Below are 11,665 nucleotides of genomic sequence, written 5' to 3' on the forward strand. Positions count from 1 at the left end.
CCCCCTAATTGGTATTATTTTGACATTACCAATATCGTGTAATTTCGTCTAGATGAATATTTTTCAGGAAAAAACCACAGAAATATGCACCACTTAGCAGATTTTTTGGCATTTGGTATTATATTGGCAGCATTTAAATTAATTTTTGGTATCATAATTTATCTAGACGATTCGCTGATTTCAGGAGGGCGTCACTGCATGCAGGATTCTGGCCGCACCGCGCCGATTATGGCGCGCTCTGGATTGTCTGAAGCGGCCTTTGCCTGGATGCTGATCTCGCCTGCACTTTTGTTCATCGGGGTGATCGTCGCATGGCCCTTGGCAGAAACCATCCGTTTGTCGTTTACCGATGCCACTTTGGGCGGCGAGTCTTATGTCGGGCTCGCTAATTACGCCGCGCTGATGGCCAGCCCGAAATTCTATGACACGGTGGCGCGGACATTTTATTGGATGTTTTTATCGGTCAGCCTGAAATTAATTATGGGGCTGATCGGGGCGACGCTTTTAAATGCGGCGATTCCGGGCAAAGCGCTGTTCCGAATTTTGGTCATGCCGCCTTGGGTCATTCCTGTAGCGATTGGCGTGATTGGCTGGAAATGGATGTATAACGGCTATTTCGGTTTGATCTCGGGTCTGCTGCAAGAGTTTGGCCTTGTACAGGATCGTGTTGCACTTTTGGCCAGTAAAACCTCGGCGTTTTATTCGGCGGTGGTGACGGATGTTTGGGTCGGCACGCCAATGGTGACGCTGTTTCTGCTAGCGGCAATGCAAGGCGTATCCCGCGATCTTTATGAGGCGGCTTGGGTCGATGGCGCGGGGCGCTGGTATCGGTTTCGCCGCATCACAATTCCGCAAATCATGCCCGTTATTGTCTCGATGGCGCTGCTGTCGGCGATTTGGACGTTCAACAGTTTCGAGATTATCTGGATTTTAACCGAGGGAGGTCCTCGCGGGGCGACCACAACCTTGATTATCGACACCTATAAGGTCGCGATTTCCAGTCAGCGCTTTGGCGAAGGGGCGGCGCGGGCCGTGGTGATTGTGACGCTGCTGGCCCTGTTTTCATTGGCCTATCTTTACTTTTTAAACCGTGTGAACCGCTATTATGGGGCGAAATAAGATGCTGATTGACCGTCTGAATATCTGGCAAAAAATCGGGCTTTATATCGCCACCTTTTTGTTTTTGTTGTTTATCTTGATGCCCTTTATTGAAATGCTGCGCGTCAGTTTGCGCCCCATGTCGCATTTGATGACGGCCGAGTTTTCCTGGTGGTCCAAGGATTTCTCTTTGCAGGCTTACCGCGATATGTGGGTGACCGTACCGCTTTTGGGGCGCTATATTTTTAACTCGGTGTTTATTGCTCTGGCGGTGACCTTGGCCACGATGATTGTGGTGGTGCCGGGCGCTTATGCCTATGCGCGACTGGAGTTTCCATTCAAAGCCCTGTCCTTGGGCGGTTTCTTGGCGGTTAATATGTTCACCGGCGCGGTGCTTTTGATCCCGCTGTATCGGGTTTTGCGCACGCTTGGGCTTTTAAACACCTATTGGGCGATGATCATTCCGGGGGTGGCGTTTTTGATCCCGACGGGAATTTGGTTGCTGCGCTCGTATCTAGAAAAGATCCCGCGCGAATTGGAAGAGGCCGCCTATGTGGATGGCGCATCGCGGCTTTATACCCTGCGCCGCGTGGTTATTCCGCTGGCAACGCCGGGGCTGATTGTGGTGGCGACCTCGGTTTTTATCGGTGCCTATGCCCAGCAATTTTTGTTCGCCATCACCTTTAACAACAAACGCGAATTCCAGCCGCTGCCGGCGGGTCTGTTTGAATTCGTCGGTTATCAAGACACCACTTGGAACGAGATGATGGCCGCAGCCTTGACCGGCGTGCTGCCGGTGCTGCTGTTTTTCTTGTTCCTTCAGAAATACCTCGTCGCTGGTCTGACAGCGGGCGCGGTGAAAGAGTGACCATCAGACATCCAACCAAGGGAGACTAGAATGACATCTATAAAAACACTTTCCGTCGCCGCAGCGCTGTTGGCAGGCTCGGCCCTTTCCGCCCAAGCCGAAGAGTTGCATTTCATCATGTGCGGCGGCGAAGTGCGCCCTGCCGACCAAAAAGTGATCGACACCTTTATCGGCGAAAATCCGGGGGTTACGGTGAATATGGAGGCGGTGGAATGGGGCACCTGCCAAGATAAATCCATGCAACTGGCAGCCGCCGGCGATCCGCCGTCGCTGGCCTATATGGGCTCGCGGACCCTGCGGCAATTGGCCAAGAACGACCTGATCGTTCCGGTCAGCTTTACCCCCGAAGAACAGGCCAAGTTCCAACCCGGCGTGCTGTCTACGGTGTCTTCAGGCGGCCAATACTGGGGCATCCCGCATGCCTTCTCGACCAAGGCGCTTTATATCAACTGCGCGGTCGTCGAGGCCGCAGGTGCAGCCTGCAAAGCGCCCGAGACCTATGCCGATCTGGTGGCCTTGGCGAAAACCGTGACCGACAACACCGATGCAGCAGGCATCGGCATTGCGGGCAAGGATTTTGACAACACGATGCATATGTTCCTTGATTTCCTGTATTCCAACGACGGACTTGTGTTTGACGCCGAAGGCAAGCCCGCGCTTGACAGCAAAAACACCCGCGAGACCTTGCAGCTTTACGCAGATCTTTTGCCCTATATGCAATCTGGCCCCATCGAATGGGAGCGTGACCAGATGAAGGATCTGTTCAACGACGGCCAGATTGCGATGTATGTGACCGGCCCATGGGGCAAAGGGCAGCATGCCGAAAAAGTGCCAAGTCAGATGATCGTACCTATTCCACACGGCCCATCGGGGGATTCCGGCACGATTCTGATCACGGATTCGATTGCTGTGTTCAAAGGCACCGGCCACGAAGATCTGGCGGTCAAACTGGCCAAGGCGCTGACCTCGGGCGAGGCGCAATATGATCTGGACAGCACTTGGGGCCTGACCCCGATCTTGGATTACCAAAAAGCGGGCATGAGTGAGGTCTACTACACCCAAGATCCATGGCCGGTCTTTGTCGCCGGCATCTCGACAGGCGGCCCAGAGCCAATGGTTGAAGATTTCAAATCTCTGCAAGCGGTCTTTACCAATATGGTTCAAGGCATCCTGTTGGGCGAAGGCTCGGTCGATGAATTGGTGACAATCGCAGGCCAAGAACTGGCCGCCGTGCGCTAGGCGCGTAAACCACGGCAGAGGCGCGGGACGACCGCGCCTCTTTTCTCTGACTCAATAGGTTTTCGACATGGCCCGGCTGGAACTTTCCCATTTGACCAAATCTTTTGGCACGGCCAAGGTGCTGCATGGCATCGACTTAGCCGTGCGTGACCGTGAGTTTGTGGTTTTTGTTGGACCCTCGGGCTGTGGCAAATCTACGCTGTTGCGGATTATTGCGGGGTTGGAAGAGGCCAGTTCTGGCAGGATTTTGATTGACGGTGTCGATGTCTCACGGGCGGCACCTGTGGATCGCGGCATCTCGATGGTGTTTCAATCCTATGCGCTTTATCCGCATTTGACGGTGTTTGAAAACATCGCCTTTCCGCTGCGTGTCGCCCGACTGCCCGAAGAAGAGGTGCGCCAAAAGGTTGGGCGTGCGGCAGATATTTTGCAATTGAATGACAAGCTGCACCTAAAGCCCGGGCAGCTTTCAGGAGGGCAGCGGCAGCGGGTTGCGATTGGGCGATCCATTGTGCGCAATCCGCGGGTGTTTTTGTTTGACGAGCCTCTCTCTAACCTTGATGCGGCGCTGCGCGGCGAAATGCGGGTCGAACTTTCGGCGCTGCAACGGGATCTGGACGCGACGATGATCTATGTCACCCACGATCAGATCGAGGCGATGACGATGGCCCACCGCATCGTGGTCCTGAACAAGGGGCGGATCGAACAATTCGGCACGCCGATGGAGCTTTATCATCACCCCGCCACGCGCTTTGTCGCAACCTTTATCGGTCAGCCCAATATGAACCTTTTGCCGGCAACCGTGGTGGGCACGGGGCCGGATGGGCTAACGGTTGATATCACCGCTGGTGCGCGGATAACCCTGCCGGTGGCTTTTGGCGACGCCAAGATAGGTGACACGGTCGAGGTGGGGATACGCCCCGAAAACCTGACCTTGGGCGCAGGCCTTACGATGAAACTGCGGGTTCTAGAGCGGCTGGGCGGAGTGGCGATTGCTTATGGCGTCATGCTGGGCGGGCCAAAGATCTGCGCCGCCCTGGCTGGCGACAGCCTTCTGCATGAGGGCGAAGACATTGGCCTCAGCTTTGCCCCGCAAGACGCACATGTGTTTGATGCAAACGGCGCAGTCATGCCACGCCTGCAAGCCCCGTCTTTGGCGGATGAACAAAGGAAATAAGCCATGCGCATTGTCACAGCGGGAATGGGCCTGCGGGCCGGACATGTTCTCGGCACGCTTTTGGCCGAGATGCCCGAGGCGAAAGTGGTGGGCTATTACGACCCGAACCCGACACATCTAGAGATGCTGGGCGGCGGCGAGGCGATTGAGCGTTATGACGACATCTCCAAGATGCTGTCAGAGGCCAAGCCTGACCTTTACTGCGTTTTCTCGCCCAATGTGTTTCACCTCGAGCAAATCCGCCTTGGTCTTGAGGCGGGTGTGCAGATCTTCACCGAAAAGCCGGTGGTAATTTCGATTGCCCAGACACTCGAGCTGGCGCGGCTTTTGGCCAAACACGGCGGAGCTGGGCGTGCCATGGTGGGCTTGGTGCTGCGCTATTCGCAACATATGGTCGATCTGCGCGCAGCACTGGCAGCTGGGCAGTTGGGCGAGATCGTATCGCTTGAAGCCAATGAGCATATCGCGCCCTATCATGGCGCTTTTTTCATGCGCGACTGGCGGCGAAAAACCGATCTGACCGGCGGTTTTATGCTGGAAAAATGCTGCCATGATCTTGATATCTATAACATGATCACCGGATCACGGCCTTTGCGGGTTGCATCCTTTGGCGGGCGCAAAAGCTTTGTGCCCGCCTATGCGCCCGCCTCGAATGCCGAGGCAGAGATTTTTCATGTCAAGAAATCGGTGTGGAACGCGACGGATGATCCCTTCCATTCGGATGGCGATATTATCGATTTTCAAACCGCAATTCTCCACTATGAAACCGGCAGCAGCCTTGCCTTTCACACCAATCTGAACGCGCCAGACGAGCATCGCCGCTTTTGCGTCATGGGCGCGCAGGGCATGGCCGAGGGCGATTTTGTGCGCGGCTTTTTGAAGGTGACCGCGCGCGATGGCAGGCGGCTTGCTGATCATGATTACACCAGCGGCGCAGCCGGCAAAGGCGCGCATTATGGCGCCGATGCGATGATGTGCCGTGACATTGCCCGCTTTATGCGCGGCCAATCGGCAGGCTTGCCGGTGTCGATCCTTGACGCGATGGAAGCGGGGATTGCCGCTCTTGCACTGGACGAGGCGCGCCAATCGGGGCAAGTCGTCGATCTGACCGAGGTTTGGGCGCAGCTTGACGCCTTTGGTTTGCGCAAATGACTGCGCACGCGCCACAATTAACGACGCATATGGCCGCCGAAATCGCCCAAGCCCCAGCGGTTTTTGCCAAGGCCGTTGCACAACAGCTGCGCCTGCCCGATCTGGGTGATCTGCGCGCGATCTATACCGTAGCGCGCGGCTCTTCGGATGCTGCGGCCAATATCCTAAGCTATGAGATCATGCGTGAATTGGGTTTACCGATGACCTCACTTCCACCTTCGGTGTTTTCGCTTGGGCAGGGGGTTCGGCTGCAAGAGGCGGCGGTTTTGGTGATCAGCCAATCGGGCGCCTCGGAAGATCTGCTACGCTCGGCGCAAGGAGCAAAGGCGGCGGGCGCGCGGGTCTTGGCATTGGTCAATGCCACAGATAGCGCGGTCGAACAGGCTGCCGAAGCGACGCTGCGCATTCATGCGGGCCCCGAGCTGGCGGTGCCCGCCACGAAATCCGTGGTCGGCGCGATCGGGGGGGGCATGGCACTGCTGGGCCAGCTGCGCCCCGATTATGCCCCGCGTGCGGCAGCTTCGGCAGCAGCGATCCAAGCGCTTGCAGGTGTCAGCCTGCCGCAAACCTCGGCCGTCTTGGCAGCTCTGTTAAGCGCGCGCCATGTCTATGTGATTGGCCGCGATACAGGCTTTGGCGCGGCGCAGGAATTGGCGCTGAAGCTGAAGGAGTGCTGCGCTTTGCATGCCGAGGCCTATTCCAGCAGCGAGGTGTTGCACGGGCCAATGCAATTGGTCACAAACCCATTGCTGATCTTGATCTTGGATACCGAAGCCCCCGATGTGCAAGACAGCCTTGATACCGCCGAGGCCCGCTTTCGCGCCGCAGGGGGCACAGTGTTTCGCCTGCGGCCTTCGGATGCGGGCGCGCAGGGCCTGACGCCCGCGGCCGCAGCGGCGGCTTTGCTTTGCCTGACCTATCCACTTGCACTCAACTTAGCGCTTGCTCTAGGGCTGAACCCCGACCAGCCCAGCACCCTTTCCAAAGTGACGCAAACCCGATGATGCCCCTATCCCAAACCGCCACATGGCGCGAGATACATGCGCAACCCGCGATCTGGCAGGCCTGGGGGCAAACACTTGATGTCGCAGCCTTGCGGGCCTGGATTGCGGCGCTGCAAGTGCCCGAGATTTGGCTCTGCGGTGCGGGCAGTTCAGCCTATATCGGCGAGATCATTGCCGCAGGTCTGCAAGGCCAAACCGGCCCGCGCCTTTGCGCCATAGCCACAACAGACATCGTCGCGCGCCCGCATGCCTATTTGCGCGGCGAGCCAAGACTGGTGATTTCCTTTGGCCGCTCGGGCAATTCGGCAGAATCGATTGGGCTATTAGACGCGCTGGACGCGCTTGCGCCCGATTGGCCAAGGCTGAACGTTACCTGCAATGCCGCCTCGCATCTTGCGGCGCGTGCGGGTTGCAAAGTGATCTGCCTGCCCGAAGCTTGCCATGATGCAGGCTTTGCAATGACCTCCAGTTTTTCGACCATGCTTTTGACCGCGCTTTCGCTGTTGGATCAGACCCTTACGCCCAAACAAAGCCCCAAGCGTTGGGCCGATTTGGCCAAAGACCTTACCGCCCTGCTGCCCGCTTATGCGGCCCAAGCTTCAGGCCTGCGCCGCCCAGATCGCGCGGTGTTTTTGGGCAGCGGCGCGCTGGCCTTTGCCGCACGCGAGGCTGCGCTGAAAGTGATGGAGTTGTCGGCAGGCCAAACCCCCGCACTCTGGGACAGCGCCTTGGGCTTTCGGCATGGGCCAAAAAGCTTTGTCGATCAAGGCACCCAGATCTGGCTTTTTCGCAGTTTCACCGCGCAAACGCTTGCCTATGAGGCCGATCTTGCAGTCGAGCTTGCGCAGCAATTCCCTCATAGCCCGCTACATCTGCCGCAGTTGCCGCAGCCCTATCCCGAACCTTGGGCGGCACCGCTTTATGTGGCCTTGGCGCAGGTTTTGGCGGCGGTATGGTCAGATTCGATGGGGTTTGACGTCGATGATCCTTTTGCGGGCAAGGGCACGCTGACGCGGGTGGTGGCGCATGTACGGCTGCATCCCGTGGAGGCGTGCTGATGGCGGCGGGGATTGATCTGGGCGGCACCAAGATCGAGGCGCAGGTCTTTGACGCGGCTTGGCAGCTGACCGCCCGCACCAGATGGCCAACACCGAAATCCTATCGCGATTTGGTCGCAGCTATGGCCGATGCGGTGGCTTGGTGCGAGGCACAAGCCGGAGCTGGCGTTGCGGTGGGCGTCTCGGCTGCGGGGTTGATAAACCCTGCCACGGGCCTTGCCTTGACGGCAAATCTTGCCGCCTCAGGGCAGCCGTTTGTTGTCGATATCACCCGCGCAGCCGGACGCGAGGTGGTATGGGTCAATGATTGCCGCGCTTTGGCGCTGTCAGAGGCGCGCTTTGGCGCCGCCCAAGGCTGTGATCCCGCGCTGGCGCTGATCTTTGGCACCGGACTTGCTGGCGGCGTGGTGACAGGCGGGCAAGTGATGCCGGCCTTTGCGGGATTGGGTGGCGAGTTTGGGCATTTCCCGCTGCCCGCGGGGCCGATGATCGCGCATGGCCTGCCGGTTTTGCCCTGTGGCTGCGGACGAAAGGGCTGCACCGAGACGCTGCTCTCGGCCCCGGGGCTGGCGCGGATCGCGGCGCATGTGACGGGCCGCATCCTAAGCCCAGAGCAGGTGATCGAGGGGCGCAACACCGACGCGGGCCTGCAACAGGCTTGGGCGATTTGGCTGGATCTGGCCTGCGATTTTCTGATCACACTCTGCTTTACGCTTGACCCTGCGGTGATCGTGATCGGCGGCGGCCTCTCGAATGCGCCGGGGCTTGTCGATGATCTGGCCCAGCGGCTTGCCGCGGCGACACTGAAGGATTTTGCGATCCCGCCACTGCGTTTGGCACAGGGTGGCGATGCCTCTGGCGCACGCGGGGCGGCCTATGCCGCTTGGCACGAGGCGCAGCCATGACCCAGCCTCTGCGCCGGATCATCGCGCAAAATCGCAGCGGGCAGGCTGTTGCTATCCCCTCGATCTGTTCGGCGCATCCTGCGGTGCTGGAGGCATCGTTGACTCTCGCGCAGACTTTGGGCGCGCCTTTGATGATCGAGGCCACTTCGAACCAAGTCAACCAAGACGGCGGCTATACAGGCATGACCCCGCCAGATTTTATTGCCTTTGTGACGGCAATTGCGCAGGCGGCGGGGTTCGAGCCAAAGAGCCTGCTGTTTGGTGGCGACCATCTGGGGCCTCAGGCTTGGCGCGCCCTACCCGCGGCGGCGGCAATGGACAAAGCACGCGATCTGGTGGCCGATTATGCTCGGGCTGGCTTTGGCAAATTGCATCTGGATTGCTCTGAAGGCTGTGCGGGTGAAACCGCACAACTGCCCGATGCCGTAACCGCCGCACGCAGTGCAGATTTGGCCGCCGTGGCCCTGCGTGCGGCACCAAATCCTGCGGATCTGTTGTTTGTGATTGGCACCGAGGTGCCCCCACCGGGGGGCGCGCGCGCTGATGAGGCAGGCGATATCCCCGCCACCACGCCCGCAGCCGCAATGGCCACCTTGGCCGCGCATAAGCTGGCTTTCGAGTCGGCAGGCATCGGCGCTGCCTTGGATCAAATCGGCGGGCTTGTGGTGCAGCCGGGGGTCGAATTCTCGCCCCAGAAGGTGCATGCTTTACCGCTTGCGCGCGACCCAGAGCTGTTGCGCGCGCTGCAAGATTGGCCGGCGGTCTGCCTCGAGGCGCATTCAACCGATTATCAAGATCCCGCCGTGTTTCCCCGCCTTGCCGAACTTGGCTTTGCCTTTCAGAAGGTTGGCCCCGCACTGACCTTCGCTTGGCGCGCGGCACTTTATGCGCTGGACCAGATCCGCGCAGATCTGGGGGGTCCGCATGGACCCCGCCTGGCCGATGTGATGGAGGCCGCGATGCTGGCCGCTCCGGGCTATTGGCAAGGCCATTATCACCAAAAGGCAGGCGATCTTTATGACCAACGCCATTTCGGCCTTGCCGACCGCATTCGCTATTACTGGCCCGCCCCGCAAGCCGAGGCCGCAGTGGCCGCGCTGTTTGCCGATCTAGAGCGCGTCACTTTGCCCGATCACGCGCTTTTGCGCCATTTTGCAGCAGCAGAGGTTGCAAGCGCGCGGCGCAGCGCGCATGGCTTGCCGCGCGCTTTGGCCTTGGCAAAGGTGCAATCCGCCCTGCGACCGTATTTCTTCTTGTTTCCAACGACATAGGATCTCGCCCATGTGCGCAACCCTTGCCGCCCCAATCTGGATCGCCCCCGACGCGCTGTTTGACGGGCAGCGGCTGCGGCAAGGCATGGCGCTTGCGGTGACAGGAGCGCGGACGGGAGACCTGCGCGCGCGCGCTCAGGTGCCTGCCGATGCGCGGCTGGTCAAGGTTGCGGGGACAGTCTGCGCGGGGTTTCTAGATTTGCAGGTCAATGGCGGCGGGGATGCGTTGCTGAACAACGATCAATCGGTGACGACACTTGCCCGTATGGCCGCCGCGCATCGCCGCTTTGGCACCGTCGGCATTCTGCCCACAGTCATCACCGATGCGCCCGAGGTCTTAGAACGCGCGGTCGAAGCCGCGCTTGCCGCTCAAGGGTCACAGGGTCTTTTGGGGCTGCATATTGAAGGACCGCATATTTCGGTGGCAAGGCGCGGCACGCATCTGGCGCAATATGTCCGCCCCTTCGAGCCGCAGACTCTGGCTCATATTCAGCGTCTGCGTGCGGCAGAGATCTTTGTTAAAATCACGCTGGCCCCCGAAAGCACGACCCCTGCCCAAGTGGCGCAGATTGTGGAAACGGGCGCTGTGGTGTCGATTGGCCACTCGGACGCCACGGCAGAGCAGGTGCGTGCGCTGCTGGATGCCGGAGCAAGCTGCTTTACCCATTTGTTCAACGCGATGTCGCCAATGCTGAACCGCGCAGCCGGGGTGACGGGGGCCGGCATCAACTCGGCAGCCTATGTGGGGATCATCTGCGACGGGCATCATGTGGCCGATGAAATGCTGGGGCTTGCCATCCGCGCCCGCCCCGTTCCAGGCCGGATGTTTTTGGTTTCTGATGCGATGTCAACCGTCGGCGGCTCGCCCAGCTTTACGCTTTATGGCCAGCATTTGCATCTTGAAGCCGGACGGCTGGTCAATGCCGAAGGCTCGCTTGCAGGCGCCCATATCACCATGGCGGAGGGTCTAGCCCGGCTGATCAAAAACGTCGGCATCGCGCCAGAGCAGGCGCTGGATATGGCAATCTCGGCCCCCGCGCGTCTGCTCGGCCGCGATGCGCTGGCAAGCCCCTGCGCGCGCGCACTGGAAGATGTGCTGCTGCTTGGCACCGATTGGAGCGTGACCCCGCTTGCCACAGCCCTGACAGAGATCAGCTGACAGCTTTGCAAAGTTTGAGGGTGGCCTTCGCCAGATCAAAGAATGTGCGAAATTGCGCCTGAGCAGTGGGACGGTTGCTTGGGCGCACCGAGCCACCGACAGACCTTGACGCAGAGGATGGGTGGCGACCCAATTGAACCGCCACCGGTTCCGCAAGCTATGGCGCTTTCAACTGAGCATAATCGCCTGCGGTGCGCAGGGTGACAACGACAGGCGCTTCGGTTCGGTTACGCCAGAACCAGCCGTGGTTGCCGGCAAAAGCGGCAGTCAATTCTCCCACCTGTCCCGGCGTGCTGCGGCCCTGTTCATAGCTGGTTTTTTGTCCGTTACCGTCGCCATGCGTGTCGTAGTTCACAACAGAGCCGTTCGCGGTCCATTCAAAACGGGCCACTTCGCCTTGCTGCATGGCAAGCTTCACTTCGATCCCCTCGCCGGGCGCAAGGGTGTAGCTGACCTCGTCGCGCCAGATTGGGGTGGTGCCTGACGAAGTATCAGGCGCTTGGCTGGCAGGGGCCTGTGCATTTAGCACCGCTGCCGGACTGGAAAGCGCAATAGCTGCCGTCGTGGATGCCGCACCTATAGCAGGCGCCCCAATGGCAGCCCTGATACTGGCAAGCTGCGCTTCAATCTGGTCGAGCCGCGCCATAACCGCTGGATCTGATGCCATAAGACCAAAGCGCGGGTCTGTGTCATCGGCCTCGGCCTCGGCATAAAGTTGCTGCTTGATCTGGCCC

At 59.4% G+C, this 11,665-nt stretch carries 10 protein-coding genes and 1 pseudogene; 10 read left to right on the forward strand and 1 reads right to left on the reverse strand.

Features of this window, described 5'->3' with window-relative positions; all coding sequences use genetic code 11:
* The first annotated feature begins 198 nt into the window (after positions 1-198).
* The 10 genes from V7Q10_RS12040 (at position 199) to V7Q10_RS12085 (ending at position 10,931) form a co-directional block, all read left to right on the forward strand.
* Positions 199-1,119 carry a carbohydrate ABC transporter permease gene (locus V7Q10_RS12040; protein WP_333869353.1) on the forward strand — a complete coding sequence of 307 codons (921 nt, stop codon included), beginning with the start codon at positions 199-201 and terminating at the stop codon, positions 1,117-1,119.
* Position 1,120: 1 nt separating this feature from the next.
* Positions 1,121-1,966, forward strand: a complete 846-nt coding sequence (locus V7Q10_RS12045) for a carbohydrate ABC transporter permease (RefSeq protein ID WP_333869354.1) — start codon at positions 1,121-1,123, stop codon at positions 1,964-1,966.
* A 30-nt stretch (positions 1,967-1,996) separates the two neighbouring features.
* The gene (locus V7Q10_RS12050) at positions 1,997-3,205 is read left to right on the forward strand and encodes an ABC transporter substrate-binding protein (RefSeq protein WP_333869355.1); all 1,209 of its coding nucleotides are present in this window, start codon (positions 1,997-1,999) and stop codon (positions 3,203-3,205) included.
* A 67-nt stretch (positions 3,206-3,272) separates the two neighbouring features.
* The gene (locus V7Q10_RS12055; protein ID WP_333869356.1) at positions 3,273-4,382 is read left to right on the forward strand and encodes an ABC transporter ATP-binding protein; all 1,110 of its coding nucleotides are present in this window, start codon (positions 3,273-3,275) and stop codon (positions 4,380-4,382) included.
* A 3-nt stretch (positions 4,383-4,385) separates the two neighbouring features.
* A complete protein-coding gene (locus V7Q10_RS12060; protein WP_333869357.1) occupies positions 4,386-5,534 on the forward strand; it encodes a Gfo/Idh/MocA family protein in 1,149 nt (382 codons plus the stop codon).
* Positions 5,531-6,538, forward strand: a complete 1,008-nt coding sequence (locus tag V7Q10_RS12065) for an SIS domain-containing protein (RefSeq protein WP_333869358.1) — start codon at positions 5,531-5,533, stop codon at positions 6,536-6,538. Before V7Q10_RS12060 ends, V7Q10_RS12065 begins: the two co-directional genes overlap by 4 nt.
* On the forward strand, positions 6,535-7,596 hold the full coding sequence (locus V7Q10_RS12070; RefSeq protein WP_333869359.1) for an SIS domain-containing protein: 1,062 nt from the start codon (positions 6,535-6,537) through the stop codon (positions 7,594-7,596). Before V7Q10_RS12065 ends, V7Q10_RS12070 begins: the two co-directional genes overlap by 4 nt.
* Positions 7,596-8,501: an ROK family protein gene (locus V7Q10_RS12075; protein ID WP_333869360.1), complete on the forward strand. Its 906-nt coding sequence runs from the start codon at positions 7,596-7,598 to the stop codon at positions 8,499-8,501. The genes V7Q10_RS12070 and V7Q10_RS12075 overlap by 1 nt, the downstream gene beginning before the upstream one ends.
* The gene (locus tag V7Q10_RS12080) at positions 8,498-9,772 is read left to right on the forward strand and encodes a class II D-tagatose-bisphosphate aldolase non-catalytic subunit (RefSeq protein WP_333869361.1); all 1,275 of its coding nucleotides are present in this window, start codon (positions 8,498-8,500) and stop codon (positions 9,770-9,772) included. The genes V7Q10_RS12075 and V7Q10_RS12080 overlap by 4 nt, the downstream gene beginning before the upstream one ends.
* A 10-nt stretch (positions 9,773-9,782) precedes the next feature.
* Complete coding sequence (locus tag V7Q10_RS12085) at positions 9,783-10,931, forward strand: N-acetylglucosamine-6-phosphate deacetylase (protein ID WP_333869363.1); 1,149 nt, start codon at positions 9,783-9,785, stop codon at positions 10,929-10,931.
* 157 nt (positions 10,932-11,088) lie between these two features.
* Here V7Q10_RS12085 and V7Q10_RS12090 read toward each other — a convergent pair.
* Positions 11,089-11,665 (reverse strand): annotated as a pseudogene (locus tag V7Q10_RS12090) (hypothetical protein); the annotation flags it as partial.

It is taken from the genome of Cypionkella sp. (assembly GCF_036782355.1).
Lineage (GTDB): Bacteria > Pseudomonadota > Alphaproteobacteria > Rhodobacterales > Rhodobacteraceae > Cypionkella.

Bases quoted from the DNA above. Each gene is read 5' to 3' on its own strand.
- V7Q10_RS12060 (WP_333869357.1), top strand. From the start codon at position 4,386: ATGCGCATTGTCACAGCGGGAATGGGCCTGCGGGCCGGACATGTTCTC.
- V7Q10_RS12045 (WP_333869354.1), top strand. From the start codon at position 1,121: ATGCTGATTGACCGTCTGAATATCTGGCAAAAAATCGGGCTTTATATC.
- V7Q10_RS12070 (WP_333869359.1), top strand. From the start codon at position 6,535: ATGATGCCCCTATCCCAAACCGCCACATGGCGCGAGATACATGCGCAA.
- V7Q10_RS12085 (WP_333869363.1), top strand. From the start codon at position 9,783: ATGTGCGCAACCCTTGCCGCCCCAATCTGGATCGCCCCCGACGCGCTG.
- V7Q10_RS12065 (WP_333869358.1), top strand. From the start codon at position 5,531: ATGACTGCGCACGCGCCACAATTAACGACGCATATGGCCGCCGAAATC.
- V7Q10_RS12080 (WP_333869361.1), top strand. From the start codon at position 8,498: ATGACCCAGCCTCTGCGCCGGATCATCGCGCAAAATCGCAGCGGGCAG.
- V7Q10_RS12075 (WP_333869360.1), top strand. From the start codon at position 7,596: ATGGCGGCGGGGATTGATCTGGGCGGCACCAAGATCGAGGCGCAGGTC.
- V7Q10_RS12040 (WP_333869353.1), top strand. From the start codon at position 199: ATGCAGGATTCTGGCCGCACCGCGCCGATTATGGCGCGCTCTGGATTG.
- V7Q10_RS12055 (WP_333869356.1), top strand. From the start codon at position 3,273: ATGGCCCGGCTGGAACTTTCCCATTTGACCAAATCTTTTGGCACGGCC.
- V7Q10_RS12050 (WP_333869355.1), top strand. From the start codon at position 1,997: ATGACATCTATAAAAACACTTTCCGTCGCCGCAGCGCTGTTGGCAGGC.